This is a genomic window from Achromobacter deleyi (assembly GCF_013116765.2).
Taxonomy (GTDB): Bacteria; Pseudomonadota; Gammaproteobacteria; order Burkholderiales; family Burkholderiaceae_B; genus Achromobacter; species Achromobacter deleyi_A.
On sequence record NZ_CP074375.1, the window covers coordinates 5,145,630 to 5,171,792 of the forward strand.

Sequence of the window (26,163 nt, forward strand, 5' to 3'; positions counted from 1 at the left end):
CATAAAATACTTTTTTATGGGCCCCTCTTGCCGCCATGAACGCCCCACTCGCTAGCCACATCTTGAACGGGGCGATGCCGCCCGCAGCACCCGCGCGCTTGCGCGAAATCCCCTACAACTACACCTCGTTCTCCGATCGCGAGATCGTTGGCCGCCTGCTGGGCGAAGACGCCTGGAGTCTGCTGACGGACCTGCGCGGGGAACGCCGCACCGGCCGTTCCGCCCGGATGCTGTACGAGGTGCTGGGCGACATCTGGGTCGTGCGCCGCAATCCCTATCTGCAGGATGACCTGCTCGACAACCCCAAGCGCCGCAAGCAGCTGATCGACGCCCTGCATCACCGGCTGGGCGAGATCGACCGCCGCCGCGAGCCGGGAGTTCCCGCCGCGGAAGGCCACGATCCGCATCGAGACGAGAAGGTCGTCGGACTGCTGGCGCGGGCGCGTTCCGCCATTGCCGCATTCGAAGGCGAGTTCGACCAGACCACCATGATGCGCAAGCAGGCGCAAAAGGTGCTGGGCCGCATCACGGCGCGGGACAACATCAAGTTCGACGGGCTGTCGCGCGTCTCGCACGTGACGGACGCGACCGACTGGCGCGTGGAGTATCCCTTCGTCGTGCTGACGCCCGACACCGAGGACGAGATCGCCGCGCTGGTCACGGCCTGTATCGAGCTGGGGCTGACCATCGTCCCGCGCGGCGGCGGCACCGGCTATACCGGCGGCGCCATTCCGCTGACCTGGAAGTCGGCGGTCATCAACACCGAGAAATTCGACAAGCTGGGCAAGGTCGAGTCCTGTATCTTGCCCGGACTCACCGAGCCCGTGGCGGTCATCCATGCCGGCGCCGGCGTGGTGACCAAGCGCGTGTCCGAAGCGGCCGAGGCGGCCGGCTTCGTGTTCGCCGTCGATCCGACGTCGGCCGAGGCCTCTTGCGTGGGCGGCAACATCGCCATGAACGCGGGCGGCAAGAAGGCCGTGCTGTGGGGCACCGCGCTGGACAACCTGGCCTGGTGGCGCATGGTCGATCCGGACGGCAACTGGCTGGAAGTGACGCGGCTGGACCACAACATGGGCAAGATCCATGACGTGGAACTGGCCCGCTTCGAGCTCAAGTGGTTCGACGGCAAAGGCAAGCCGGGCGAACGCCTGCTCAAGACCGAGACGCTGGAGATCCACGGTCGCGTCTTCCGCAAGGAAGGCCTGGGCAAGGACGTCACCGACAAGTTCCTGGCCGGCCTGCCGGGCATCCAGAAGGAAGGCTGCGACGGCCTGATCACGTCGGCGCGCTGGGTGCTGCACCGCATGCCGCGCCACACGCGCACCGTCTGCATGGAGTTCTTCGGGCAGGCGCGCGACGCCATCCCGTCGATCGTCGAGGTCAAGGACTACCTGGACGGCGAGGGCCGCGCGCGCGGCGCCATTCTGGCCGGCCTGGAGCATCTGGACGAACGCTATCTGCGCGCGGTGGGCTATGCCACCAAGAGCAAGCGCGGCGTGCTGCCCAAGATGGTCCTGATCGGCGACATCGTCGGCGACGACGACGACGCGGTGGCCGCGGCCGCCAGCGAGGTCGTGCGCCTGGCCAATACGCGCCACGGCGAAGGCTTCGTGGCCGTCAGCCCCGAGGCGCGCAAGAAGTTCTGGCTGGACCGTTCGCGCACCGCCGCCATCGCCCGCCACACCAACGCCTTCAAGATCAACGAAGACGTCGTGATTCCGCTGCCCCGCATGGGCGAATACACGGATCACATCGAGCGCATCAATATCGAACTGTCGACCAGCAACAAGCTCAAGCTGCTGGGCGAACTGGACGCCTACCTGTGCACGCCGCTGCCGGTTGGCAAGGTGGACGACGCCGACATCGAGACCTCGCGCGCCGAGGTGCTGGCCGACCGCACCCGCCAGGCGCTGGAACTGCTGGCCGGCACGCGCCGGCGCTGGCAATGGCTGCTGGACAACCTGGACCTGCCCCTGCCCCAGGCGCTGCCGCAACTGGACGGGCTGGGCCTGGGCGATCTGCACGCCGCGCTGTCGGACCGCCTTGCCGCGCAACCCGGCGCGCGCGTCTTCGATGTGGTGCAGGATCGCACCATCCGCGTTTCCTGGAAGACCGAGGTGCTGGCCGGCCTGCAGCGCACGTTCTCGGGCGCCGCCTACAAGAAGATCGTCGACGAGCTGGTGGCCATCCACGGCCGCGTGCTCAAGAGCCGGGTGTTCGTGGCGCTGCACATGCACGCCGGCGACGGCAACGTGCATACCAACATCCCGGTCAACTCGGATGACTACGAGATGCTGCGCGAGGCCCACACGGCCGTCGAACGCATCATGCAGATCGCCCGCGACCTGGACGGCGTGATTTCGGGCGAGCACGGCATCGGCCTGACCAAGTACGAGTTCCTGACCGAAGCCGAATTGGCCCCGTTCCAGGACTACAAGCGCCGCGTGGACCCCAACGGCCACTTCAACGCCGGCAAGCTCATGCCCGGCGCGGACCTGCGTCACGCCTGGACGCCCAGCTTCAACCTGATGGGCCACGAGTCGCTGATCATGCAGCAAAGCGACATCGGCGCCATCTCGGAATCCATCAAGGACTGCCTGCGCTGCGGCAAGTGCAAGCCGGTGTGCGCCACGCACGTGCCGCGCGCGAACCTGCTGTATTCGCCGCGCAACAAGATCCTGGCGACGTCCCTGCTGGTGGAAGCCTTCCTGTACGAAGAGCAGACCCGGCGCGGCGTCAGCCTGAAACATTGGGAAGAGTTCGAGGACGTGGCCGATCACTGCACGGTCTGCCACAAGTGCTACAACCCCTGTCCGGTCGACATCGATTTCGGCGACGTGTCGATGAACATGCGGGCAGTGCTGCGCCGCATGGGCCGCAAGTCGTTCAATCCGGGCACGGCCAGCGCCATGTTCTTCCTGAACGCCAAGGACCCTGCCACCATCAACGCCACCCGCAAGGCGATGGTGGGTGTGGGCTACAAGGTGCAGCGCGCCGCGCACGACCTGTTTTCGGGCCTGGTGAAGAAGCAGACCGCCAAGCCGCCGGCCACGGTGGGCAAGCCGCCGCTGCGCGAGCAGATCGTGCATTTCGTGAACAAGAAGATGCCCGGCGGGCTGCCCAAGCAGGCCGCCCGCAAGCTGCTGGATATCGAAGACGCGAACTACGTGCCGATCATCCGCGATCCCAAGGCCACGACGGCCGATACGGAGGCGGTGTTCTACTTCCCGGGCTGCGGTTCCGAACGTCTGTTCTCGCAGGTGGGCCTGGCCACGCAGGCCATGCTCTGGCATGCGGGCGTGCAGACCGTGCTGCCGCCGGGCTACCTGTGCTGCGGCTATCCCCAGCGCGGCAACGGCATGACGGACAAGGCCGAGCAGATCATCACCGACAACCGGGTGCTGTTCCACCGTGTCGCCAATACCCTGAACTACCTGGATATCAAGACGGTGGTGGTCAGTTGCGGCACCTGCTATGACCAGCTCGCCGGCTATGAATTCGAGAAGATCTTCCCGGGCTGCCGCCTGATCGATATCCACGAATACCTGCTGGAAAAGGGCATCAAGCTGGAAGGCGCGACGGGCGTGCGCTACATGTACCACGACCCCTGCCACACGCCCATGAAGCTGCAGGAGCCGATGAAAACGGTGCGCGCGCTGGTGGGCGACGACGCGGTCAAGAGCGATCGTTGCTGCGGCGAATCGGGCACGCTCGCGGTCAGCCGGCCGGACATTTCCACGCAGGTTCGCTTCCGCAAGCAGGAAGAGCTGCTGAAGGGCGATGCCGCGATGCGCAGCGACGGGTTCACGGGCGACGTGAAGGTGCTGACCTCGTGCCCGTCGTGCCTGCAAGGCCTGTCGCGCTATGAAGGCGACACCGGCATGGAGGCCGACTACATCGTGGTCGAGATGGCGCGCCACATCCTGGGCGAAGGCTGGATGGAAGACTACGTCCGCCGCGCCAACGCGGGCGGGATCGAGCGGGTGCTGGTCTAGGAAGCGTGCGTGGCGTAAGCCCCGCGCAACCCGCCAGCGCAGCGCAATGAAAACCGCGGTCAGCAATGACCGCGGTTTTTTTTCGCCGCCGCGCCGCCTCGCGCAAGCCGTGCAGGCACCGGGCTTGCCGCCGATCGCGCCCCTCTTGAAACCGGAAAAACCGCGCCCATGTTTGTATTGAAGCGATCAGACCTGCGGTCGCGGTCCTGGCGATTGCGTTGCGTCTAGATCGGTCCCTTTTTTACTCGGGAGCCCAATATGAGCAACTTTCCATTCAGCGACAGCGGCTTTGCCGCCGCATTTGACGCCATCCAGGAACACATGGGCCGCGTGCTGCGCGGCGCCGGCGTTCCCGCCGCCTTGCGCGCAACGCCCCAGGCGTACTTCCCGCCGGTCAACGTCGGCGTATCCGGAGATTCGATCGAGGTCGTCGCCTTCGTGCCCGGCATGGAGCCCGATGCCCTGAACGTGTCCATCGAAAAGCGCCTGCTCACAATCAGCGGCGAACGCAAGGCTCCGGAACTGCCTGAAAACGCCCGGTATTACGCGCGCGAACGCGCCGAAGGCCGCTACATGCGGGTGATCGAACTGCCCGCCGACGCGGACCCCGACAACGTGCAGGCGCGCTACACGGACGGCTGCCTGGCCATTTCCATCAAGCGCAAGGAATCGGCCAAGCCCCGCGTCGTGACCGTGCAGTGACGTTCCCCCGCAACCGCATAAGGAGTATCGATCATGAATGAACGCAAAGACCTGACCGTGCCCGCGGAAGCGGCCGCCACCGACAAGCGCGACACGCGCGGCGTCACCATGCCCGCCGTGGATATATTCGAGGACCAGGAGGGCATCAGCCTGATCGCCGACCTGCCCGGGGTGTCCAAGGACAGGCTGCGCATCAACGTCGAGGCCGATGTGCTGCTGATCGAAGGCGAGGCTTCGGTCGCCACGCCCGCCGATCTTCGGCTGGTGCTCGGAGAAATGCGCGCTCCCTTGTTCCGGCGGGCTTTCAAGCTGGGTCAGGAGTTTGACCGCTCGCAGATCAACGCCACCCTGAAGCAAGGCCTGCTGACGCTGCGCATTCCGCGCGTGCGCGAAGCGCAGCCACGGCAGATCCCTGTCGTGGCGGGCTGAGCCGCGTCCGCCGCGTTGCGGCGGCGCGCAAGGAAAAGGCCGCGGTCAGCATGACCGCGGCCTTTTTGCCGTCCCTGCCTTCAGGCGGAAACAATCATTCCAGCTTGATGTTCGCCTTCTTGATCACGTCCGCCCAGGCGCTGCGCTCCTGCTCGGCGTAGGCCTTGAATTCCTGGGCCGACATCGGCATGGGGATGACGCCCATGTCCAGCATCTTCTGCGATACGGCCGGGGTCTTCAACGTGTCGTCCAGGTCGGCCGACAGTTTCTTGACCACCGTTTCGGGCATGCCGGCCGGGCCCACCAGGCCCTGCCAGGCATAGGCGGTGAAGTTGGCGACGCCTTGTTCGGCCATCGTCGGCGTGTCGGGCAACACCGAGACGCGCTCGGGCGTGGCGGCGGCCAGCACGCGCAGCTTGCCGGCCTTGACGTTGGGCAGGCCCGAAGCCAGGTCGATGAACATCACGTCCACCTGGCCGCCCAGCAGGTCCTGGATGGCCGGCGCGGCGCCCTTGTACGGCACGTGCAGCAGATTGGCGCCCGTGCGCTGCTTGAACAGCTCCAGCGCCAGGTGATGCGGCGAACCCGCGCCGGCGGAGGCCGCCGTCAGCTTGCCAGGTTCCTTCTTGGCGGCGGCCAGCACGTCGTCCACCGTCTTGTAGGGCGAGTTGACGTTCACGGCCAGCAGCAGCGGGAACTTGGCGATGCCGCCGATGTAGGTGAACTTGGACGGATCGTAGGACAGCTTGGCGTACAGCGAGGAATTGAACGCGAGCGTGCCCGAGTCCGCCGTGCCGACCATGTAGCCGTTCGGTTCCGACTGCGCGATGGCGGTGGCGCCGATGATGGTGGCCGCGCCGGGACGGTTCTCGACCACGATGGTCTGGCCCAGCGGCTTTTCCAGGCCGCTGGCGACGGTGCGCGCCACCACGTCCGTGCCGCCGCCGGCGGGGTAGGGGACGATCCAGCGGATCGGCTGGGTGGGCCAGGATTGGGCGGAAGCCGCGGTGGCGGCCAGCGACAGGGCGGCGAGCGCCAGCAGGCGCCGTGCGTGCTTGTGCATGGGGTGTCTCCTCGTGCGGGATATCGTGAGCGCGACGGTTGCGTCTTTGATTGCCGTCAACTGGCGTCGCATTTTTTTTGCGTCGCTATTATGCCTTGCGCGCACGCAAAAAAGGGCCCGAAAAACGGGCCCCTCCTATCCGTCTGCCCTACGCCTTATTGCGGGTCGGGGTAGGTGCGCGCGCCGAATATGGCCGTGCCGATGCGCACTTCCGTCGAACCTTCCTCGATGGCCAGCTCGAAATCTCCGCTCATGCCCATGGATAGGCGGTCCAGCGAAATACCGGCGATGTTCTCCCGGACCAGCCGGTCGCGCAGTTCGCGCAGCGCGCGAAAGCAGCCCCGCACTTCGGCGGGATCGGGGGAGTTCACGGCCAGCGTCATCAGGCCCTGCACGCGCAGCGTCCGGAATTCACCGGCGATCCGGCGCAGGAAGGCGGGCACGTCCGCCGGCGCCATGCCGTATTTGCTGGGCTCGGACGAGGTCTTGACCTGCACCAGCACATCCAGCGTCCGGCCTTCGTTCTGCAGCCGGCGATGCAGGGCTTCGGCCAGGTCCGGGCGATCCAGCGATTGCACCTCGGTGGCATCGCGGGCGGCATCCTTGGCCTTGTTGGTCTGCAAATGGCCGATCAGCACCCATTGCAGCCCCTGGCCGGCCAGCGCGGCGGCCTTCTGGCGGATTTCCTGCGTCTTGTTCTCGCCAAAGCGGGTCAGTCCCAGGGCCATGGCCTCGCGGATGGAATCCACGCCGAAAGTCTTGCTGACGGGCAGCAGCGTCACGCTGTCGGGGTGCCGGCCCGCGCGTTCGCAGGCCTGGGTGATGCGTTGCTGGATCTGGGCAAGGCGCCCGGCCATGGTGTCTACAGCGGTCATGCAGCTCTCTTGCAGGAACAGGATGTCCCATAGTGTAGGACGCGCCAGGATTGTTTCACCACATGGGCCATTTCCGGCGTTGACCCTGCGTAATCGGCAGGCTTAGAATTTGCCGAGATTTGTTTATATCTCAAAGTTCTGTGCCGTCCGGCGCCGCCCTGGTGGCGACACGGTTTTCTCCCTTCCCTATCCCTCCGCCATGTCCGTCGCCGCGCCCGAATACGCCTTTGCCACGCCGTTCCTGAATCCCCCCGCCTCGCCGATCCGATCACTCATGCCCTATGCCATGCGCCCGGGCACCATTTCGCTGGCCGGCGGGTATCCGGCGCAGGAACTGTTCGACGTGGACGGACTGTCGATCGCATCGACGCAGGTCATGGCCCGCCTTGGCGCCTGCCTGCAGTATTCCAATATCGACGGCCAGGCCAGCCTGCGCCATGAGCTGGCGCGGCTGTCCGCGGCGCGCGGCCTGCACTGCAACGCCGATACCGAGCTCGTCGTGACGGGCGGATCGCAGCAGGCCCTGGCGCTCCTGACCCGCGTCATGCTGCAGCCCGGCGACCACGCCATCATCGAATCGCCCGCCTTCCCGAATTCCGTGCAGGCGTTGCGCTACACGGGCGCCACGGTGCATACCGTGCCCTCGGGCCCCGAGGGCATCGATGTCGACGCGCTGGATGAACTGGCCGCCCGCGTCAAACCCAAGATCGTCTGCGTGGTCGCCTCGTTCTCGAATCCCTGCGGCGCCACCATTACGCGCCAGCGCCGCCTGCGGCTGCTGGAGCTGGCGGTCAAGCACCGGTTCCTGATCGTGGAAGACGATCCCTACAGCGAACTGCGCTTTGCCGGCGAGGCGGTGCCGCCCATCGCGGCCCTGGCCGAGGGCGAGGCCCGCCACTGGGCGGTGTACCTGGCCAGCATGTCCAAGACCATGGCGCCCGCGCTGCGCATCGGCTGGCTGATCGCCCCGCCCGAAATCCGCCGCCGCTGCGTCAGCGCCAAGGCGGCCGACGACATGGCTTCGTCGGCCTGGATCCAGGAAGTGGTGGCGCAGTACCTGGCCAACGGGCGCTACGACGAACACGTGCCGCGCATCCGCGCCGCCTACGGCCTGCGCTGCGACGCCATGGCCGAGGCGCTGGCTCGCGAGCTCGATGGCCGCATCACCTTCAAGAAGCCCGAGGGCGGCATGTTCTTCTGGGCGCGGCTGACGGGTGACGTGGATGCCACGCGCCTTCTGCCCTACGCCATCGAGCACGAAGTGGTCTATGTGCCGGGCAAGGCCTTCTACGCCGACGCGGCGCAGGCCGACCTGTTTGCCATGCGCATGTCGTTCGCCACCATGAACGAAAGCCAGATCGCGCAAGGCATGGTCCGGCTGGGACGCGCGCTGGACGCGTGCCAGGCCAACGAACCGGTCTCGATCTCGCTGGCGGCTTGACGGCGCGCATCCGCGCGCGCGTTGCGTATTGCTATCCTTGCCCCATGATCGCCGGCGCGTGCCGGCGGTCATACCTAAATAAGCGCTTGTTATTTGGCGCGGGCGCTTCATGTCTATAAGCTTCTTGCCTCGGCGCGTCCCCGCGCCCGGTAGCAGAACAGGAAACCAGGTCATGAACATTGCAAAAGGGTTGGCGGGCGCGGCGCTCTTGATGGCGGCGGCGCAGGGCGCGCAGGCGGCAACGTTGGACGTCGTGCGCCAGCGCGGCGCCGTGGCTTGCGGCACGACCACGGGCTTCGCGGGCTTTTCGGCGCCCGATGCGCAAGGCAAGTGGCAGGGCCTGGACGTGGACCTGTGCCGCGCCATCGCCGCCGCGGTCTTTGGCGACGCCAACAAGATCAAGGTGGTGCCGCTCAATTCGCAGCAGCGCTTCACCGCGCTGCAATCCGGCGAAGTGGACGTGCTGACGCGCAACACCACCGTGACCCAGCAGCGCGACACCGCGCTGGGCATCATCCACGCCGGCATCAACTTCTATGACGGCCAGGGCTTCCTGGTGCCGAAGTCGCTGGGCGTCAAAAGCGCCAAGGAGATCAACGGCGCCACGATCTGCCTGCAGACCGGCACCTCCAACGAGAACACGCTGGCCGACTGGGCGCGCGCCAACAACGTGACCTACAAGCCCGTCGTGATCGAGACCTTCAACGAAGTGGTCAATGCATTTGCATCCGGCCGCTGCGACGTCTTCTCGACGGATGCGTCGGGCCTGGCTTCGATCCGCATCTCCAAGCTGCAGAACCCCGATGACTACGTCGTGCTGCCCGAGATCATCTCCAAGGAGCCGCTGGGCCCGTTCGTGCGCCAGGGCGACGATGCCTGGCTGAACGTCGTGCGCTGGTCGCTGTCGGCGATGATCGAAGCGGAAGAATACGGCGTGTCGTCCAAGAACGTGGACGAACAGACCAAGAGCGCCAACCCCAACATCAAGCGCATCCTGGGTGTGACGCCCGGCAGCGGCGCCAACCTGGGGCTGGATGAAAAGTGGGCCTACAACATCGTCAAGCAGGTGGGCAACTACGGCGAAAGCTTCGAGCGCAACGTGGGCGAGGGCAGTCCGCTGAAGATCAAGCGCGGCCTGAATGCGCAATGGACGCAGGGCGGCTTGCTGTACGCCTTGCCGATACGCTGATCCGGAAGTTCGGACGCCCATGAAAAACGCCCCTGCACGGGGCGTTTTTCATGGCTCATCCGCGCCGGTAAAGCTGCGCGATCTGCACGAAGGCAGCGCGCAGTTCGCGCGTGCCGCCCTGGAAGATCACCGGCTTTCCGCGATGGGTAAAGACCACCAGCCGCTTGGAAAACAGCATGGGCACGAAGCGCGCGTAGCGCACGTCTTCCCATGCGACCTCGCGCCGCGCGAACCAGGTCTGGCGCAGGCCGCGCTCGTCGATGGTGGTAATGGATGTCTGCATGTGCCAGGACACGAACAGCAGCGCCACGAAGCACAGCACCACCACCACGGCCAGCACGGTGTCGAAGGGCTGCGAGGGCGCGCGGATCGCGGTGGTCACGACCTGCACGCCCAGGATGGCCAGGATCACCCAGGTCAGGATGCGCACCCAGTCTGGCCACGCCTGGCCCGACAAGGGCAGGGGGCCGATGGCGCGCAGCAGCGCCGCGTGGTCCTCGGGCGTGGGGGTGCCGTTAGTGTTGGTCATGCGGCCCGTTTGGCGGCGATCGCGTTGCCGGCCCGGCTCGAACCCTTGCGGTTCAGATGCGCCGACATCCACTGGCCGATATCGACCACGGCATCGAAGTCCACGCCCGTGTCGATGTCCAGGCCGCGCAGCATGTACAACACATCTTCGGTTGCGACGTTGCCGGTGGCGCCCTTGGCGTAGGGGCAGCCGCCCAGGCCGGCCACCGAAGTGTGGAAGATGGAGATGTCCGTTTCAAGCGCCGCCAGGATGTTGGCCAGCGCCTGACCATAGGTGTCGTGGAAATGGCCCGAGACGCGCGCCGGATCCACCACGCGGGTCACGGCGGCCATCACTTCCCGCACGCGCTTGGGCGTGCCCACGCCGATGGTGTCGGCCACGTCGATCTCGTCGACCTGCATCGCCAGGTAGCGCTGCGCGACGTCGACCACGGATTCGACGGGAACCTCGCCCTGGTAAGGGCAGCCCAGCGCGCAGCTGATGCTGCCGCGCACGCGGATCCCGGCTTCGCGGGCGGCCTGCACCACGGGTTCGAAGCGCGCGATGGACTCGGCGATGGAACAGTTGATGTTCTTTTGCGAGAAGGCTTCGCTGGCGGCGCCGAAGATCACGATCTCGTCCACGCCGGCGGCCAGCGCGCCCTCGAAGCCCTTCATGTTGGGCGTCAGCACGGAATAGATCGTGCCCGGGCGGCGTTCGATGCGCGCCATCACGTCGGCGCCATCAGCCATCTGAGGCACCCATTTCGGGGACACGAACGACGCGGCTTCCACATTGGGGAAGCCCGCGGCGGCCAGGCGATTGATCAGTTCCACCTTGATGTCGGTGGGGACGAATTCCTTTTCGTTCTGCAGACCATCGCGAGGCGACACCTCGACGATCTTCACGCGGGAGGGCAAAGCCATGTCTCTTCCTGTATCGGTATTGGGTGACCGGCGCAACAAGACTGCCGCGCTATTGCCAATATTAGCGCCATCGCATGTCGCGCCGCTTGGCTGGATCCGTGTGCGCGGCGCGCGAGCCCGTTCGCACCAAAAAAGGGCCACGTCGGGCCTAATTCAATCGCTGGTAGCGGCCATCATCCAGGCGGGCGATGCGGCCCTGCAATTCCAGCTCGACCAGCTGTGCCTGCAGGCTGCCCGTATCCATGCCGCAGCGGGCCTGGATGGCATCCAGGTGCAGCGGGTCAAAGCCCAGGGCATCGAGCACGGGATGGGCGGGCAGCGGGATGGATGCCTCGGCGCGCGCGGGCACGGCGGGTGTCGGGCCGCCGCCCAGCTCGTCGGTGATGTCCCTGGCGGTTTCCACCAGCTTGGCGCCCTGGCGGATCAGCGCATGGCAGCCGCGTGACAGGGGCGAATGGATGGAGCCGGGGATGGCGAAGACCTCGCGCCCGCTTTCGCCGGCCAGCCTGGCGGTGATCAGTGAGCCGCTCTGTTTGGCGGCCTCCACCACCAGGACGCCGCGCGCGAGTCCCGCCACGATGCGGTTGCGCTTGGGGAAGTGCTGCGGCATGGCCCCGGTGCCCAGCGGCAGCTCGGACACCAGCGCTCCATGCGCGGCGATGCGGTGCGCCAGATCGCGGTGGCGGGCGGGGTAGATGCGGTCGATGCCCGTGCCCATGACCGCCACGGTGCCGGCGCCTTCGGGGCCGGCGTCCAGCGCGCCTTCGTGCGCCGCCGCGTCTATGCCCAGCGCCAGTCCGCTGATGACGCGCCAGCCGTGCGCGGCCAGGTGACGGGCAAAGGCGCGCGCGTTCTCCTGGCCGCCGGGGGTGGCGTTGCGCGCGCCCACCACCGCCAGCGACGGGCCCTGCAGAAAGGCGGGGTCGCCCGCGACGTAGAGCAGGATCGGCGGGTCTGCGATTGTCAGCAGGCTTTGGGGGTAGGTGGGGTCGGCCAGCGTCAGGATGTGGCGGCCGGGGGCGTCCACCCATTCCAGCGCGCTTTCCACCTGGGCGGCCATGTCGGGCGGCATGGGCGCGCCCAATTGCCGCGCCAGGGCTTCGGGCACGTGACGCGACAGCGCCGTGGCGCGTTGCGCGTAGATCTGGTCAGGCAGGCCCAGCGCGGCGAGGAGCGTACAGGCGGTGGCGGAGCCGATGTTCGGCTCCAGGGACAGCCGTAACCAGGCGGACAGTTCGGCGGGGGATTGCGTAAGCGGCATGGAGCAGGCGCGTAAGAGGCGTCGGGGGTTCGAGAGTGTCGCATGTGGGACGCGCAAGCGCCGGCGCCGGGTGGACGGATACGCGCAGCCGCGCAAGCGCGGAAAAAATGGGGACGTAGCAATGCCCGCAATCCTTGAGTTAGCCGAAAACTATTAGAAATCAAGACTCTAATGAATTAAACTCTTAGCTAAGCATCACTACTGGCGATTCCCATTTCAATGGCTTTACTTCCCATCCTTCGCTACCCGGATCCGCGCTTGCACAAAAAGGCCAAGCCGGTCGCCGAGGTCGATGACCGCATTCGTCAACTGGTGCGCGACATGGCCGAAACCATGTACGACGCGCCTGGCGTAGGCCTTGCCGCGACGCAGGTCGACGTGCATGAGCGCGTGGTCGTGATCGACGTGTCCGAGGAAAGCAATCAGCTGCTGGTCTTGATCAACCCCGAGATCACGTGGCGCAGCGACGACTACAAGATCTACGAAGAAGGTTGCCTGTCCGTGCCGGGCGTGTACGACGAAGTGGAACGTGCGTCGCGCATCCGCTGCAAGGCGCTCGACATCGACGGCAAGCCGTTCGAGTTCGAAGCCGACGGCCTTCTGGCCGTGTGCGTGCAGCACGAGCTGGATCACCTGGAAGGCAAGGTGTTCGTGGAATACTTGTCCAGCCTGAAGCAGAACCGCATCAAGACCAGGCTGAAAAAGGCCGAGCGCGAAGCGCTGCGCGCCTAGAGGGGCCCACCCCTGGCCGCTGGCGCGGGCCTCTCTAGGGGGCGGCGCTGGCGGACCGGCGGAGCCGGATCCGCGGCGCCCCGGATCGGCTAGACCCGCTGCCTGCGCAACAGCGCCATCCTTCCAGCATCCGTTCCATTCTTTGGTCTTTATCCCATGCGCATCGTCTTTGCCGGCACGCCGGAATTCGCCCGTATCGCGTTCGACGCCCTGCGGGCCGCCGGTCACGACATTCCCCTGGTCATGACGCAGCCCGACCGCCCGGCCGGGCGGGGGCTGAAGCTGACGCCCAGCCCCGTCAAGCAGGCGGCGCTGGACGCGGGCATTGAAGTCGCCCAGCCGCGCAGCCTGCGCCTGGACGGCCGCTATCCCGAAGAGGCCGCGGAGGCTCGCGCGCTGCTGGAAAGCGTGGCGCCCGACGTCATGGTGGTGGCCGCCTACGGCCTGATCCTGCCGCAATGGGTGCTGGACCTGCCGCGCCTGGGCTGCCTGAACATCCACGCCAGCCTGCTGCCGCGCTGGCGCGGCGCGGCGCCCATCCAGCGCGCGATCGAAGCCGGCGACGACCGGACGGGCGTGACCATCATGCAGATGGATCAAGGCCTGGATACGGGCGACATGCTGCTGGAGCGGGTGGTGCCGATCACCGGCGAGACCAATGCCGCCGAGTTGCACGATGCGCTGGCGCTGGCGGGTGGCGAAGCCATCGTCGAGGCGCTGGATGCCCTGGCGCGGGGCGAACTGACGCCGCGCCGGCAGCCGGAAGACGGCGTGACCTACGCGGCCAAGCTGGACAAGGCCGAGGCCGCGCTGGATTGCACGCAGCCGGCCGAATTGCTGGCGCGCCGCGTGCGGGCCTTCAATCCCGTGCCCGGTGCCAGCATCCGCCTGCCCGGCCTGCCCGACGCGGTGAAGGTCTGGCGCGCGCAGGCGCTGGACGAGTCCACGGCGGCCGCGCCGGGCAGCGTGCTGCGCGCGGATGGAGCGGGTATCGATATCGCCACCGGCCGCGGCGTGCTGCGTCTGCTGGAGTTGCAGAAGGCGGGCGGCAAGCGCCAGCCGGTCGACGTGTTCGTGCGGGGCTGGCAGCCGGCCTGAACGGTTCAGGATCCGCGGCGTTCGGCGTCCTTCGGAATCAGTACAGCGAGCCCGCCACGCGGGCAGGCAGATCACGGTCGTAGGCGACGCCGTCGAAGGTGCCCGCCGTCAGATCGGAAAGGATGCGGCCCACGCTGGGCAGCGCGCTGCGCGGCACCTGCGTTTCCGGGTCCCAGAGCCTGGAGCGCAGCAGGGCGCGCGAGCACTGGAAATACACCGTCTGCACGTCGATGACCAGCACCGAGCGGGGCAGCTTGCCATCCATTTCAAAGCGCGCGAGCAGCGCCGGATCCACGCTGATGCGCGCCGCGCCGTTGACGCGCAAGGTCTCGCCCACGCCCGGCACCAGAAAGAGCAGCGCCACGCGTGGATCGGCCAGGATATTGAGCAGGCTGTCGAGGCGGTTGTTGCCGCGACGGTCCGGCATCAGCAGCGTCTTTTCGTCTTCCACCACCACGAAGCCCGCGGGGTCGCCGCGAGGCGAGGCGTCCAGCCCGCCCGGCCCTGACGTCGCCAGCACGGCAAACGGCGCGGCCTCGATGAACGCGCGGTAGTGCGGATGCACGTGATCCACTTCCTTCTTGATGGAAGCTTCACCGGACGAGCCGTAAAGCGCTTGCAGGGCGTTGGCGTCGGCGACGAAGTGGGCGGGATCTGTGTGCATGGCTGGGGTCCGGGTTCAGGTCAAGGTGTCGGGCAGGTCGGCGACCGCCAGGAATAGTTCATCGGGGCCGCGGTCGCGCAGGGCGTCGAGGTGGTTGTAGCCCCAGGCCACCGAACCGACGCGCACGCCCGCCTTGCGGGCGGCATCGATGTCGCGCATCTCGTCGCCCACCAGCAGGAAACGCTCGGGCGCGGTGCCGTGCTGCTTGAGCAGGCGATCGATCTTGGCGGCCTTGCCGAACAGGTCGGTGCCGCATTCATAGTCGTCGAACAGCGCGGAGGTCTGCTCGCCCAGCACGCGCTGCACGTTCTCGACGGAGTTGGAACTGACCACCGCCAGCCGCAGGCCGCTCGCCTTCAGGCGAGCCAGCGCGTCGGGGATGCCATCGAACAATTGGACGCTGGGATCGATCTCCTGCATCAGGGAGCGCACGTGCGACATGATCGCCGGCAGCTTCCACAGCGGGATGTTCAGGAATTTCAGGATCTCGGATGCTTCGCGGCTACGCAGTTGGTCGCGTTCCGATGCGTCAACCTTGCGAAAGCCGTACTTGTCGGCCACCGTGTTCAGTATGGAGTTGAACCAGGGCATGGTGTCCGCCAAGGTCCCGTCGAAGTCGAAAGCTGCAATGTCGTATTTCAAGTCTGGAATCCAATGCCGGCCCGCAGGCTACATGCCTTGCGGGTGAAGCAGATATTGCACGACCGGGGCCAAGCCTTCAAGCGGCGGGGCGCTGGCGACGACGCGCGCCGCGCTGGACCAGGGGTAGTCCAGTGCCAGCAGCCAGCCGAACACCGCGGCCATGTCGTCGGCGGGCAGGGTCACCATGGTTTCTATGGTGATGGTCAGGCGCGTGGCCCGATAGGGCTCGGGTTGAAACGTCCATTCATATCTGCCGCAACCCACCCGCACGTTGCCGGTGGCTTTTTCGGTCATGCCGACGAGCCAGTCGCACTGGTATTCGGGCAGGCGCGCGTCCGCCTCGGGACGCGACAGATAGAACGTGTAGACGTTGTCGTAGGTCTGGCCAAACTTGCGCACGAGCGTGTCGGCGATGGCGGCCAGGCCGTGCGATTCAGGGGGAAAGGCGATGGCCTGCGTGCGCAGGGCCATCTTCAGCACCGCGTCCGGCGCGAACGCGCGCGCCATGTAATGCGGGCGGTTCTCGTCCTTGGCGTGAAAATAGTCGCGCAATACGGACTCGGTGCAGGAAGGGGACAACGAATCGGTGGGCATTGCGGGGGCTTCCGTTAGGGTCTCAGAAAAGGGGGCCTCAGGACTTGACCGGGTCGAACCACTTCGAGACATTGGGCGGCTCGTAGATGGCATAGCGATCCAGCAGCAAGGCGGGGTCTTGTTCCACCACCAGCATGTCGCGATGCTGGGGGCGGATGAATGCTTCGTCGACGGCATGATCCACGAACTGCATCAGCGCATCGTAATACCCCGCGATGTTCAGCAGTCCGCAGGGCTTCTGGTGCATGTTCAGCTGCGCCCAGGTCCAGACCTCGAAGAACTCTTCCAGCGTGCCGGCGCCGCCCGGCAAGGCGATGAATCCGTCGGCCTTTTCCATCATCATGGCTTTGCGTTCGTGCATATTCTGCACCATGTGCAATTCGGTCAGGCCAAGGTGCGCCTGCTCCTTCTTCAGCAGCAGTTCCGGGATCACGCCGATCACGCGGCCTCCGCCGGCCAGCACTTCATTGGCCACCACTCCCATGATGCCGACCACCGAGCCGCCATACACCAGGCCCAGGTCGCGCTTGACGAGTTCCCGGGCCAGCACGCGGGCCTGCTCGATGTACTCCGGCCGGGTGCCGGGGTTGGAACCGCAATACACGCAGATATTCTTCAGAGTCATAAAAAGGTCGGAGGTTGCCGGTCCCGTTACAGAATGCGTCACGAGGCCTTTCGGGAAGCCGATAGTTTACGCAAGGTTGTGCAGGACCTTCCGGAGGCTGGCGCGGGATCGATTCGGGGTCGGGGGCAATGTTTGGACACAGCATGTTCCGCCATGGCCGGTAGACTGAATCTTGCGATAACGACTGGAAGTCCAGCGTCGTACTGCCTTTATTAACCCAGAGGAGCCAACGATATGGAACAAGCAACCCGTACCCCGCAGCAGACCACCCGTCCGTTCGACATGGATGTGAAGGCGATCCGCGCAAAGGCGCGCCAGGACATCGAGTCCGGCGCCGTCACCGACAGCTATCGCGCCGACCGGCAGACCGTGCTGAAACTGCTGAACGAAGCGCTGGCCACCGAGATCGTCTGTGTGCTGCGCTACAAGCGCCACCACTTCATGGCGCGCGGCCTGAACGCGGAACCCGTGGCCGCGGAATTCGCCGAACACGCCATGCAGGAGCAGGCCCATGCCGACATGCTGGCCGAGCGCATCGTGCAGCTGGGTGGCGAGCCCAACCTGTCGCCCAAGGGGCTGCTGGACCGCAGTCACTCCGAGTATGTCGAAGGCAGTTCGCTGGAAGACATGATCAAGGAAAACCTGATCGCCGAGCGCATCGCCATCGACAGCTACCGGCAGATGATCGAGTACCTGGGCGAGCAGGATTCCACCACGCGCCGCATGCTGGAAGAAATACTGGCGGTGGAAGAGGAACACGCCGACGACATGTCGGACCTGCTGGTCAAGAGCTGATGGCCGCCAGGAAGCGGCGCTGATGCGCCGCAGGCCGGAGTCCCGCTTGCGGCGCGGCCTGCAAGGGCCTTACAGCGCGTCGGCCCAGAGGTCGTATTCGTCGGAGTCGGTGACGCGCGCGCGCACCATGTCGCCTGCCTTGAGCGGCTTTTCCGAGCTGACGTAGACACAGCCGTCGATCTCGGGGGCGTCGCCGCTGCTGCGGCCCACGGCGCCGTCCTCGTCCACTTCATCGATCAGCACGTCGATTTCGCGGCCTACCTTCATGGCCAGGCGCGCGGTCGAGATGGACTGCTGCAGCGCCATGAAGCGTTCCCAGCGGTCTTGCTTGACGTCGTCGGGCACCGGGTTGTCCAGCAGATTCGCGGGCGCGCCTTCCACCGGCGAATACTGGAAACAGCCGACGCGGTCGAGCTGCGCTTCCTGCATCCAGTCCAGCAGATACTGGAAGTCTTCCTCGGTTTCGCCGGGGAAACCAACGATGAAGGTCGAGCGGATCGTCAGGTCCGGACAGATCTCGCGCCAGCGCTTGATGCGCGCAAGCGTCTTGTCTTCAAAGGCCGGACGCTTCATGGCCTTCAGGATGCGCGGGCTGGCATGCTGGAACGGGATGTCCAGGTACGGCAGGATCTTGCCTTCGGCCATCAGCGGAATCACTTCGTCCACATGCGGATACGGATACACATAGTGCAGGCGCGTCCAGACGCCCATTTCGGACAAGGCCATACAGAGCTCGGTCATGCGGGTCTTGACCGGGCGGCCGTTCCAGAAGCCGCTGCGGTACTTCATGTCCACGCCATAGGCGCTGGTGTCTTGCGAGATCACCAGCAATTCCTTCACCCCGGCCTTCACCAGGCGCTCGGCTTCGCTCAGCACATCGCCCACCGGACGGCTGACCAGGTCGCCGCGCATCGAGGGGATGATGCAGAAGCTGCACCGGTGATTGCAGCCTTCCGAAATCTTCAGATAGGCGTAGTGGCGCGGCGTGAGCTTGATGCCCTGCGGGGGCACCAGGTCCAGGTAGGGGTTGTGGTCCTTCTTGGGCGGAGCGGCGCTGTGCACGGCGCGCACCACCTCTTCATACTGCTGAGGGCCGGTCACCGACAGCACGCTGGGGTGGACGCTGCGGATCACCGATTCCTCGACGCCCATGCAGCCGGTGACGATGACCTTGCCGTTCTCCGCGATGGCCTCGCCGATGGCTTCCAGCGATTCCGCCTTGGCGCTGTCGATGAATCCACAGGTATTGACGACGACGACGTCCGCATCGTTGTAGTCGGGCGTGACTTGGTACCCTTCGGTGCGCAGTTGGGTCAGGATGCGTTCGGAATCGACCAGGGCTTTGGGACAGCCCAGGCTGACGAAGCCGACTTTGGGGGAAGACATGGAATACCTCGGTGGGCGCGCGTGCCGGCGCCAGTGATCAAAACCTGCGCAATTTTAGCGCGGCATGGCGGGGGGCCGTTATTTTAGCGGTAAGGAGGCGAAACGCCGCCGGGGTGGTGTGTCCCCGGTTGTTTGGGATATTCGCGTCTCAGGACGCCGCGCGGCGGTAGAGCGCCAGCGTACCCGCCAGCCCGATCAGCAGGCCACCGCAGACGCGGTTCAGCCAGCGCAGGCCGGCGCCCTGGAAAGCGCGCACCATCTGCGCGCCCAGCGCGGCATAGGCCAGCATCACCGCGATGTTCATCAGCGCCATGACGCCGGCCAGGATGGCGTATTGCGCCGGGAGCGGCGCGGCGGGATTGATGAACTGCGGCAGAAAGGCGGACATGAAGAGCAGCGCCTTGGGATTGGTGAGGGCGACGACGAAGCTGCGCAGCCCCAGGGCCAGGCCCGCCGGCCGGGTGGCACCGGGCTGCGAGGACGGCATCACCAGTGCAGCGTCCGAGCGCAGCATCTTCCAGCCCAGCCATGCCAGATAGGCCGCGCCAACCCATTTGATGATCTGGAAGGCGATCTCGGAGGCCGCCAGCACCACGCCCAGGCCGGAGGCCACCGCGCCGATGAGGATCAGGTCGGCCAGCACCGCGCCGCCCATTCCCCAGCAGGCCGCGCGCACGCCATGGCGCGAGCCGTTGTTCATGGCGAGCAGCACGGTGGGGCCCGGCGTGACGATGGTGACGGCAGAGGCCAGGATGAAGAGCAGCAGCGTGGCAAGGGTCATGACAGGACTCCGTGGCAGGGGGCCAGTTTGCCGCGACCGCCGCCGTTCGTCCAGGTCCGGCTACCATAGCGGTCTTATCCTTTGATTTCGCACCATGCCCACGCGTTCCGACTCCCCCCATCTGGCCCCCCCGCTTTCCTCCGTCCTTCTTTCCAGCGCGGGGGTGGTGGAGGGCGTGCTGGACGGCCGTTCCCTGACGGATGCGCTGACCGATGTCGAATCCGCCCTGCGTCCCGCGACCCAGGCCGTGTCGTTCCATGCGATGCGCTACCTGGGCTGGGCCGACGCCATAGGCCGCGAACTGGTGCAGCGCTACCCCAGCGTCCTCTTCGAATCCCTGCTGCTGGTGTCGCTGACCCTGCTGAAGGAAGAGGGCGATGCCGCCTCGGCCCTGCCCGGCATGCCGGTGTACGCGCCGCATACGGTCGTGGACCAGGCGGTGACGGCGGCGTCCAATACGCGCAGCCTCGCGTCCTTCAAGGGCATGCTCAACGCCTGCCTGCGGCGTTTCCTGCGCGAGCGCGCGGCGCTGGAGGCCGCGGTGGCCGACAGCCCCGAGGCGCAATGGAATCACCCCGGCTGGTGGGTCAAGCAGCTGGCCGTGGCCTATCCGCAGCAATGGCGCGAGATCCTGGCGTCGGCCAACCTGCCGGCCCCGCTCACCCTGCGTGTCAACCGCCGGCGCGCCAGCCGCGAGCAGGTGCTGGCCGCGTTCCAGGACGCGGGCCTGGCGGCCGAACCCGTGGGCCAGGCCGGCCTGGTGCTCGGCACGCCCAAACCCGTGATGCAATTGCCCGGCTTCGCCGAAGGGTGGTGGTCGGTGCAGGACGCGGGTGCGCAGTTGGCGGCCGAGCTGCTGGCGCCCGCGGACGGCATGCGGGTCCTGGACGCCTGCTCGGCGCCTGGCGGCAAGACGGCGCATCTGCTGGAGCTGGCCGATATCGACCTGCTGGCGCTGGACGCCGATGGCGACCGGCTGGTCCGCGTGGAACAGAACCTGGAGCGCCTGGGCCTGGCAAGCAAGCGTGTCCAGCTGAAAGCCGCCGATGCCGCCGACCTGGACGCCTGGTGGGACGGCAAGCCTTTCGACGCGGTGCTGGCGGACGTGCCCTGCACGGCATCGGGCATTGTGCGCCGGCACCCGGACATCCGCTGGCTGCGCCGGGAGAACGACGTGCGCCGCACGGCCACCCTGCAGGCCCGGATTCTCGATTCGCTGTGGACCACGGTGGCGCCCGGCGGCCGCCTGCTCTATGTGACCTGCTCGGTATTTCCCATCGAAGGCGCGCGCCAGGCTTTGGAATTCCTGCAACGCCACCCCGAGGCGACACGGCTGGATGCCCCGGGCCAATTGCTGCCAGTTGCGGTCGACGCAACACCCGCGGCGCAACACGACGGGTTTTTCTACGCCTTGTTTGCCAAGCAGTCCTGAATCGCCAAGAATAGGGGCATGACGTAGTTTTGGTGCCGTATGTCCATTATTTCGCGCTTATTTCTTGGGTTGTTGCTGGTATCTGCCTTGGTTTCCATTGCGCCGGGTGGCGAAGCGCATGCGGCCGAGCCCAGGGTCATGCGAGTGGACCCGGTGGTGCGCGAGGGCAATCTCGAGATCGACGCGGACATCGACTTCGAACTGAACCAGCAGTTGCGGGACGCCGCCCAGCGGGGCGTTCCGCTGTATTTCACGGCCGACCTGACCATCACGCAGGAGCGCTGGTACTGGTTCGACAAGTCCCTGGTGGACACGTCCCGGACCTGGCGCGTGGTCTACAACGCGCTGACCCGCCAGTGGCGCGCCGGCGTCGGTGAATTGTCCTTCCCGGTCGCCTCGCTGGACGACGCCATGAGCGTCATCCGCCATATCCGCAACTGGCGGGTGGCCGACGCCCGCGATTTCGACGTAGGAGTGGTCTACGGCGGGCAATTGCGCTTGCGCCTGGACACCTCCCTATTGCCCAGGCCGTTCCAGGTCAACGCCCTGAACAGCAGCTCCTGGGCGCAGGGCACCCCGTGGATGGACTTCTCGTTCATGCTGGACGACAAGGAGAAAGATCCCTCATGAGGCGTTTGCTTCGGTTCGCCCTGATGGTCGGCGCCGTGAGCGGCCTGGCGCTGCTGGGCCTGCTGGCATGGTCCACCGGAAACGCTTCGCGCTTTGCCCGCTACTACGACACGCTGCTGGTCCTGAACGGCATTTTCGCGCTGGCGCTCTTCATCTGGGTGGTGGCGCTGACGGTGCGGCTGGCCCGGCAGATCCGCCGGCGACAGTTCGGCGCACGGCTGACCGCGCGCTTTTCGCTGGCCTTCGCCCTGATCGGCGTGGTGCCTGGCGCCCTGATCTACACCGTGTCGGTGCAGTTCATGTCGCGCTCGATCGAATCCTGGTTCAACGTGCGCGTGGACACGGCGCTGGAAGCCGGGCTGAACCTGGGCCGCGCCGCACTGGATTCGCTGCTGGCGGATCTGGACGTGCGCGCGCGTTCCATGGCCATGGAGCTCAACCGCAGCACCGACAGTGGCGTGATGCTGGCCTTGACGCGCCTGCGCGAGGCCAATGGCGTGCAGGAAGCCATGGTGTTCACCGGCAGCGGCCGCATGGTGGCGTTTTCGACCAGCCAATATGGTCAGCTGCTGCCTGCCATGCCGCCCTCCACCGTCATGAACCAGTTGCGGTTGGCGCGCGGCTATTCCGCCGCCGAAGCCGACGATCCGGTCACGCCGGGCGCCGAAACCGGCCTGCACCTGCGCGTGGTGATTCCACTGAACGGGCCGGACCGCTATGACAACCTGCTGGGGCCGGCCTCGGAGCCGCGTTGGCTGCAGCTGCTGCAGCCGGTGCCTGACCAGATCGCGCATAACGCCAACCTGGTGCAACAGGGCTTTCGCGACTACCAGGAGCTGGCGCTGTCGCGGCTGGGCCTGCGCAAGCTCTATGGCATCACCCTGACGCTGGCCCTGCTGCTGGCCGCCTTTGGCGCCATCGCGGTGGCGCTGTCCCTGTCCAAGCGCCTGGTGCGGCCGCTGCTCAGCCTGGCTGGCGGCACGCAGGCGGTGGGCGTGGGCGACTACCGGCCCCTGCCCGAACCCCCCGAACGCGACGAAGTCGGCCAGCTGACCCGCTCGTTCAATGCCATGACGCGCCAGCTCGAAGAAGCGCGGCGCATGGTCGAAAGCAACCGCCAGCAGCTCGAACGTTCCAACGTCTATCTGGAAAGCGTGCTGTCCAACCTGTCCTCCGGGGTGCTGGTGTTTGACGAGTCGTTCCGCGTCACCACCGTCAACCAGGGCGCCCAGACCATCCTGGGAGCAGACCTGCGCTCGGTCATCGGCCGCCCTCTGGAGACGGCGGACGGGATGCTGGAGTTCGCCAATATCGTGCGGCAGGCTTTTTCCACCCACGCGGCGGTCGGCTCCGAGCGCCAGCACTGGCAGCAGCAGTTCGAGATCGGCCCGGCCCAGAGCGACGGGCTCATCGCGCCCCAGCCGCTCACCCTGCTGGCGCGAGGCACTCATTTGCGGGTGGACGGACGCGGCAACGGCTACCTGGTGGTATTCGACGACATTACCGAAGTGATCTCGGCCAACCGGACGGTGGCCTGGGGCGAGGTGGCGCGCCGCCTGGCCCACGAGATCAAGAATCCGCTGACCCCCATCCAGCTTTCCGCCGAGCGCCTGGCCATGAAGCTGGAAGGCAAGCTGCCGCCGGCCGAGGCCCAGATCGTCGAGCGCTCCACCAACACCATCGTCAACCAGGTGGCCTCGTTGAAGCAGATGGTGGACGACTTCCGCGAGTACGCCCGCACTCCGCCGGCCGTCATGCAGCGCATCGACTTCAACGCCCTGGTGGCGGACGTGCTCTCTCTGTATGGTTGGGAGCCCGACGGCGGCTCGCCTCGCCCGACCGAAAAAGCCCTGAACCTGGACGTCAGCCTGGGGGCGGACCTGCCCGATATCGAAGGCGACCCGACCCAGTTGCGCCAGGTGATCCACAACCTGCTGTCCAATGCCCGCGATGCGATCGCGGAGCTGGGCGGGCAGGGGCGGGTCAGCGTGACGACCCAACTGATGCGCAGCGAACAGCCCGATCGCGCTGAGCACCAGGCGCTGCGGTTCACGGTCGCCGATACCGGGCCAGGCTTTCCGCCCCAGGTGATGCAGCGCGCGTTCGAGCCCTACGTAACCACCAAGTCCCACGGGACTGGGTTAGGATTGGCAATCGTACGCAAGATCGTGGAAGAGCATGGCGGGCGTATAGACCTTGCGAACCGCAAGGAAGGAGGCGCGCGGATTTCCATCTTGTTGACCCGGCTGGCTCCCGGGTCCGATACTATGGACGCGACCGCGCAAGAAAAGGATAATGCGGCTACGCAATAGGTGGATGCTTTATGGCCAGAATTCTGGTGGTTGACGACGAAGTCGGTATACGCGAGCTTTTGTCGGAGATCCTTTACGACGAAGGACACACGGTCGAACTGGCCGAAAACGCGGCGCAAGCGCGCGCGGCACGCCTTCGCATGCGTCCTGATCTGGTGTTGCTGGACATATGGATGCCCGACACCGATGGCGTAAGCCTGCTGAAGGAGTGGGGCTCGCAAGGCCTGCTCGACATGCCGGTGATCATGATGAGCGGTCACGCCACCATCGATACGGCGGTCGAGGCCACGCGCATCGGCGCCATGGATTTCCTGGAAAAACCCATCACGCTGCAACGTCTGCTCAAGACCGTTGCCGCGGGGCTGGCGCGCGGCCGCGCGCCGCATCCGGCGCCTGCCGCGGCGAATCCGGCCGCGATCAGCCCGGTGGTGGCCCTGGAAGACGAGCTGGATCCTCCAACCCTGGCCGCGACGCCCGCCAACGAGGTCCCGGTCACCTCCAATGGCCAACTGGGCAGCATCTCGCTGGACCAGCCGCTGCGGGAAGCGCGCGATGAGTTCGAGCGCATCTACTTCGAATATCACCTGGTCAGGGAAAGCCACAGCATGACGCGCGTGTCCGAACGGACCGGGCTGGAACGCACTCACCTCTACCGCAAGCTCAAGCAATTGGGCATCGAGTCGGCGCGCAAGCGCAGCACATGAAGATCCTGATCATGGGCGCTGGTCGCGTAGGCACCAGCGTGGCGGAGAACCTGGTGTCCGAGCAAAACGACATCACGGTCATCGATTCCGATCCGGCCCAGCTTCAGTATCTGCAAGAACACTTCGACCTGCGTGTCGTCCTGGGCGACGGCTCGCAGGTGTCGGTGCTTGAGAACGCCGGCGCCGCCGACACCGACCTCTTCATCGCCTGTGCGGCCTCCGACGCCGCCAACATGGTCGCCTGCAAGATTGCGCGCCAGCTGTTCAACATTCCCCGCCGCATCGCCCGCATCCGTTCCGCCGAGTTCCCGGAGCACCCGGAACTCATGAGCGAAGACGGCTTCTGCATCGACGCGCTGATCAGCCCCGAGCGCAGCGTCACCACCTACCTGCACAGCCTGATCGAATTCCCCGAAGCCTTGCAGGTGGTGGAGTTCGCCGAGGGGCGGGTCTGCGTCGTGACCGTGCGGGTGGGCCATGGCAGCCCGATGGCGCATTCCCCCGTCGACAAGCTGCGCGACGTCTGGCCCGACGTGAAGGCGCGCGTGATCGACGTGCTGCGCGGCGGCCGGCCTTTGCGGGCCGGCAGCGGCACCGTCATCGCGCCGGGCGACGAGGTGGTCCTGGTGGTGGATTCGCGCGACGCGCGCCGCGCCGTGCGGCAGCTTCGCGAGGCCGAACGGGCCGTGCGCCGCGTGATGATCGCGGGCGGCGGCAATATCGGCCTGCGCCTGGCGCGCCAGCTTGCCGAGGAAAAATACAGCGTCCGCATCGTCGAGCACGACCTCAAACGCTGCGAATACCTGGCGACCCAGCTGCCCGACAGCGTGCTGGTCCTGCATGGCAGCGGCACCGACGAGGCCCTGCTGGAGCGCGAGAACATCGAGGACATGGACACGTGGCTGGCCCTGACCAGCGACGACGAAGACAACATCATGTCCTCGCTGCTGGCCAAGCGCCTGGGCGCGCGCAAGGTGATCGCGCTGATCAACCGCCAGGCCTATGGCGAACTGATGCAGGGCAGCCATATCGATATCGCCGTGTCGCCGTCGCAGGCCACCATGAGCGAGCTGCTGCGCCATGTGCGCCGCGGCGACGTGGTCGCCGTCCACCGGTTGCGCCAGGGCGTGGCCGAGGCGCTGGAAGCCATCGCCCACGGCGACCGCTCCACCTCCAAGGTGGTGGGCCGCAAGGTGGGGCAGATCAGCCTGCCCAAGGGCGCCAGCATCGGCGCGCTGGTGCGCGGCGACGAGATCATCCTGCCGGACGCCGATACCGAGATCGAGACCGATGACCACGTCATCGTCTTCGTGCCCTCGCGCCAGCAGATGCCGCGCGTGGAAAAGCTGTTCCAAGTTTCGGCGTCCTTCTTCTGATGC

General features: G+C 66.4%; 24 protein-coding genes. 13 read left to right on the plus strand and 11 right to left on the minus strand.

What is annotated here, in order from left to right:
- The first annotated feature begins 35 nt into the window (after positions 1-35).
- The 3 genes from HLG70_RS23340 to HLG70_RS23350 all read left to right on the plus strand — a co-directional run bounded on the left by HLG70_RS23340 (position 36) and on the right by HLG70_RS23350 (position 5,126).
- Complete coding sequence (locus tag HLG70_RS23340; RefSeq protein ID WP_171667485.1) at positions 36-3,995, plus strand: DUF3683 domain-containing protein; 3,960 nt, start codon at positions 36-38, stop codon at positions 3,993-3,995.
- A 258-nt stretch (positions 3,996-4,253) separates the two neighbouring features.
- Positions 4,254-4,697 carry an Hsp20/alpha crystallin family protein gene (locus HLG70_RS23345; protein WP_171667486.1) on the plus strand — a complete coding sequence of 148 codons (444 nt, stop codon included), beginning with the start codon at positions 4,254-4,256 and terminating at the stop codon, positions 4,695-4,697.
- A 33-nt stretch (positions 4,698-4,730) separates the two neighbouring features.
- Positions 4,731-5,126, plus strand: a complete 396-nt coding sequence (locus HLG70_RS23350; RefSeq protein WP_171667487.1) for an Hsp20/alpha crystallin family protein — start codon at positions 4,731-4,733, stop codon at positions 5,124-5,126.
- Between the two features lie 94 nt (positions 5,127-5,220).
- Here HLG70_RS23350 and HLG70_RS23355 read toward each other — a convergent pair whose 3' ends face one another.
- Together HLG70_RS23355 and HLG70_RS23360 are read right to left on the minus strand one after the other, a co-directional pair.
- On the minus strand, positions 5,221-6,189 hold the full coding sequence (locus HLG70_RS23355) for a Bug family tripartite tricarboxylate transporter substrate binding protein (RefSeq protein ID WP_171667488.1): 969 nt from the start codon (positions 6,187-6,189) through the stop codon (positions 5,221-5,223).
- A 155-nt stretch (positions 6,190-6,344) separates the two neighbouring features.
- The gene (locus tag HLG70_RS23360; RefSeq protein WP_171667489.1) at positions 6,345-7,064 is read right to left on the minus strand and encodes a YggS family pyridoxal phosphate-dependent enzyme; all 720 of its coding nucleotides are present in this window, start codon (positions 7,062-7,064) and stop codon (positions 6,345-6,347) included.
- 199 nt (positions 7,065-7,263) lie between these two features.
- Between HLG70_RS23360 and HLG70_RS23365 the strand changes: the two genes are divergently transcribed.
- On the plus strand, positions 7,264-8,505 hold the full coding sequence (locus tag HLG70_RS23365) for a PLP-dependent aminotransferase family protein (protein WP_171667490.1): 1,242 nt from the start codon (positions 7,264-7,266) through the stop codon (positions 8,503-8,505).
- A gap of 172 nt (positions 8,506-8,677) precedes the next feature.
- Positions 8,678-9,694: an amino acid ABC transporter substrate-binding protein gene (locus HLG70_RS23370; RefSeq protein ID WP_171667491.1), complete on the plus strand. Its 1,017-nt coding sequence runs from the start codon at positions 8,678-8,680 to the stop codon at positions 9,692-9,694.
- 55 nt (positions 9,695-9,749) lie between these two features.
- On the opposite strand, the gene HLG70_RS23375 is transcribed toward HLG70_RS23370, so the two are convergent.
- The 3 genes from HLG70_RS23375 to dprA form a co-directional block, all read right to left on the minus strand.
- Positions 9,750-10,223 (minus strand): hypothetical protein, encoded by a 474-nt coding sequence (locus HLG70_RS23375; protein ID WP_171667492.1) that lies wholly within the window; start codon positions 10,221-10,223, stop codon positions 9,750-9,752.
- A complete protein-coding gene (locus tag HLG70_RS23380; RefSeq protein ID WP_171667493.1) occupies positions 10,220-11,128 on the minus strand; it encodes a hydroxymethylglutaryl-CoA lyase in 909 nt (302 codons plus the stop codon). The genes HLG70_RS23375 and HLG70_RS23380 overlap by 4 nt, the downstream gene beginning before the upstream one ends.
- Positions 11,129-11,276: 148 nt before the next feature.
- A complete protein-coding gene (gene dprA, locus HLG70_RS23385) occupies positions 11,277-12,389 on the minus strand; it encodes a DNA-processing protein DprA (protein WP_171667494.1) in 1,113 nt (370 codons plus the stop codon).
- 219 nt (positions 12,390-12,608) lie between these two features.
- Between dprA and def the strand changes: the two genes are divergently transcribed.
- Together def and fmt are read left to right on the plus strand one after the other, a co-directional pair.
- Positions 12,609-13,121, plus strand: coding sequence for a peptide deformylase (def, locus tag HLG70_RS23390; RefSeq protein ID WP_171667495.1), 513 nt, complete (start codon positions 12,609-12,611; stop codon positions 13,119-13,121).
- Between the two features lie 156 nt (positions 13,122-13,277).
- Positions 13,278-14,219, plus strand: coding sequence for a methionyl-tRNA formyltransferase (fmt, locus tag HLG70_RS23395; protein WP_171667496.1), 942 nt, complete (start codon positions 13,278-13,280; stop codon positions 14,217-14,219).
- A gap of 37 nt (positions 14,220-14,256) precedes the next feature.
- Here fmt and HLG70_RS23400 read toward each other — a convergent pair whose 3' ends face one another.
- From HLG70_RS23400 to HLG70_RS23415, 4 genes are read right to left on the minus strand one after another with little or no spacing between them, the layout of a single operon-like run.
- Entirely contained in the window at positions 14,257-14,883 is a 627-nt protein-coding gene (locus tag HLG70_RS23400; RefSeq protein ID WP_171667497.1) for a pyridoxamine 5'-phosphate oxidase family protein, read from the minus strand.
- A gap of 15 nt (positions 14,884-14,898) precedes the next feature.
- A complete protein-coding gene (locus HLG70_RS23405; protein ID WP_171667498.1) occupies positions 14,899-15,525 on the minus strand; it encodes an HAD hydrolase-like protein in 627 nt (208 codons plus the stop codon).
- 27 nt (positions 15,526-15,552) lie between these two features.
- Positions 15,553-16,119: a hypothetical protein gene (locus tag HLG70_RS23410; protein WP_171667499.1), complete on the minus strand. Its 567-nt coding sequence runs from the start codon at positions 16,117-16,119 to the stop codon at positions 15,553-15,555.
- A gap of 37 nt (positions 16,120-16,156) precedes the next feature.
- A complete protein-coding gene (locus tag HLG70_RS23415; RefSeq protein WP_171667500.1) occupies positions 16,157-16,744 on the minus strand; it encodes a TIGR00730 family Rossman fold protein in 588 nt (195 codons plus the stop codon).
- A 234-nt stretch (positions 16,745-16,978) separates the two neighbouring features.
- Here HLG70_RS23415 and HLG70_RS23420 point away from each other — a divergent pair, with 234 nt between their 5' ends.
- The gene (locus HLG70_RS23420) at positions 16,979-17,539 is read left to right on the plus strand and encodes a ferritin-like domain-containing protein (RefSeq protein ID WP_171667501.1); all 561 of its coding nucleotides are present in this window, start codon (positions 16,979-16,981) and stop codon (positions 17,537-17,539) included.
- Between the two features lie 69 nt (positions 17,540-17,608).
- Here HLG70_RS23420 and rimO read toward each other — a convergent pair whose 3' ends face one another.
- Together rimO and HLG70_RS23430 are read right to left on the minus strand one after the other, a co-directional pair.
- Complete coding sequence (gene rimO / locus HLG70_RS23425; RefSeq protein ID WP_171667502.1) at positions 17,609-18,925, minus strand: 30S ribosomal protein S12 methylthiotransferase RimO; 1,317 nt, start codon at positions 18,923-18,925, stop codon at positions 17,609-17,611.
- A gap of 148 nt (positions 18,926-19,073) precedes the next feature.
- Entirely contained in the window at positions 19,074-19,706 is a 633-nt protein-coding gene (locus tag HLG70_RS23430) for a LysE family translocator (protein ID WP_171667503.1), read from the minus strand.
- 94 nt (positions 19,707-19,800) lie between these two features.
- Here HLG70_RS23430 and rsmB point away from each other — a divergent pair, with 94 nt between their 5' ends.
- From rsmB to trkA, 5 genes are read left to right on the plus strand one after another with little or no spacing between them, the layout of a single operon-like run.
- Positions 19,801-21,138, plus strand: a complete 1,338-nt coding sequence (gene rsmB, locus HLG70_RS23435; protein WP_171667504.1) for a 16S rRNA (cytosine(967)-C(5))-methyltransferase RsmB — start codon at positions 19,801-19,803, stop codon at positions 21,136-21,138.
- Between the two features lie 39 nt (positions 21,139-21,177).
- Entirely contained in the window at positions 21,178-21,768 is a 591-nt protein-coding gene (locus HLG70_RS23440) for a DUF4390 domain-containing protein (RefSeq protein WP_171667505.1), read from the plus strand.
- Positions 21,765-24,080: a sensor histidine kinase gene (locus HLG70_RS23445; protein WP_171667506.1), complete on the plus strand. Its 2,316-nt coding sequence runs from the start codon at positions 21,765-21,767 to the stop codon at positions 24,078-24,080. Before HLG70_RS23440 ends, HLG70_RS23445 begins: the two co-directional genes overlap by 4 nt.
- Before the next feature lie 11 nt (positions 24,081-24,091).
- Entirely contained in the window at positions 24,092-24,784 is a 693-nt protein-coding gene (locus tag HLG70_RS23450; RefSeq protein WP_171667507.1) for a response regulator, read from the plus strand.
- Positions 24,781-26,160: a Trk system potassium transporter TrkA gene (trkA, locus tag HLG70_RS23455; RefSeq protein WP_171667508.1), complete on the plus strand. Its 1,380-nt coding sequence runs from the start codon at positions 24,781-24,783 to the stop codon at positions 26,158-26,160. Before HLG70_RS23450 ends, trkA begins: the two co-directional genes overlap by 4 nt.
- The last annotated feature ends 3 nt before the right edge of the window (positions 26,161-26,163 follow it).

Excerpts from the sequence above, each read along its gene's own strand:
- HLG70_RS23340 (WP_171667485.1), top strand. The coding sequence starts at position 36 with ATGAACGCCCCACTCGCTAGCCACATCTTGAACGGGGCGATGCCGCCC.
- HLG70_RS23345 (WP_171667486.1), top strand. The coding sequence starts at position 4,254 with ATGAGCAACTTTCCATTCAGCGACAGCGGCTTTGCCGCCGCATTTGAC.
- HLG70_RS23350 (WP_171667487.1), top strand. The coding sequence starts at position 4,731 with ATGAATGAACGCAAAGACCTGACCGTGCCCGCGGAAGCGGCCGCCACC.
- HLG70_RS23355 (WP_171667488.1), bottom strand. The coding sequence starts at position 6,189 with ATGCACAAGCACGCACGGCGCCTGCTGGCGCTCGCCGCCCTGTCGCTG.
- HLG70_RS23360 (WP_171667489.1), bottom strand. The coding sequence starts at position 7,064 with ATGACCGCTGTAGACACCATGGCCGGGCGCCTTGCCCAGATCCAGCAA.
- HLG70_RS23365 (WP_171667490.1), top strand. The coding sequence starts at position 7,264 with ATGTCCGTCGCCGCGCCCGAATACGCCTTTGCCACGCCGTTCCTGAAT.
- HLG70_RS23370 (WP_171667491.1), top strand. The coding sequence starts at position 8,678 with ATGAACATTGCAAAAGGGTTGGCGGGCGCGGCGCTCTTGATGGCGGCG.
- HLG70_RS23375 (WP_171667492.1), bottom strand. The coding sequence starts at position 10,223 with ATGACCAACACTAACGGCACCCCCACGCCCGAGGACCACGCGGCGCTG.
- HLG70_RS23380 (WP_171667493.1), bottom strand. The coding sequence starts at position 11,128 with ATGGCTTTGCCCTCCCGCGTGAAGATCGTCGAGGTGTCGCCTCGCGAT.
- dprA (WP_171667494.1), bottom strand. The coding sequence starts at position 12,389 with ATGCCGCTTACGCAATCCCCCGCCGAACTGTCCGCCTGGTTACGGCTG.
- def (WP_171667495.1), top strand. The coding sequence starts at position 12,609 with ATGGCTTTACTTCCCATCCTTCGCTACCCGGATCCGCGCTTGCACAAA.
- fmt (WP_171667496.1), top strand. The coding sequence starts at position 13,278 with ATGCGCATCGTCTTTGCCGGCACGCCGGAATTCGCCCGTATCGCGTTC.
- HLG70_RS23400 (WP_171667497.1), bottom strand. The coding sequence starts at position 14,883 with ATGCACACAGATCCCGCCCACTTCGTCGCCGACGCCAACGCCCTGCAA.
- HLG70_RS23410 (WP_171667499.1), bottom strand. The coding sequence starts at position 16,119 with ATGCCCACCGATTCGTTGTCCCCTTCCTGCACCGAGTCCGTATTGCGC.
- HLG70_RS23415 (WP_171667500.1), bottom strand. The coding sequence starts at position 16,744 with ATGACTCTGAAGAATATCTGCGTGTATTGCGGTTCCAACCCCGGCACC.
- HLG70_RS23420 (WP_171667501.1), top strand. The coding sequence starts at position 16,979 with ATGGAACAAGCAACCCGTACCCCGCAGCAGACCACCCGTCCGTTCGAC.
- rimO (WP_171667502.1), bottom strand. The coding sequence starts at position 18,925 with ATGTCTTCCCCCAAAGTCGGCTTCGTCAGCCTGGGCTGTCCCAAAGCC.
- HLG70_RS23430 (WP_171667503.1), bottom strand. The coding sequence starts at position 19,706 with ATGACCCTTGCCACGCTGCTGCTCTTCATCCTGGCCTCTGCCGTCACC.
- rsmB (WP_171667504.1), top strand. The coding sequence starts at position 19,801 with ATGCCCACGCGTTCCGACTCCCCCCATCTGGCCCCCCCGCTTTCCTCC.
- HLG70_RS23440 (WP_171667505.1), top strand. The coding sequence starts at position 21,178 with ATGTCCATTATTTCGCGCTTATTTCTTGGGTTGTTGCTGGTATCTGCC.
- HLG70_RS23445 (WP_171667506.1), top strand. The coding sequence starts at position 21,765 with ATGAGGCGTTTGCTTCGGTTCGCCCTGATGGTCGGCGCCGTGAGCGGC.
- HLG70_RS23450 (WP_171667507.1), top strand. The coding sequence starts at position 24,092 with ATGGCCAGAATTCTGGTGGTTGACGACGAAGTCGGTATACGCGAGCTT.
- trkA (WP_171667508.1), top strand. The coding sequence starts at position 24,781 with ATGAAGATCCTGATCATGGGCGCTGGTCGCGTAGGCACCAGCGTGGCG.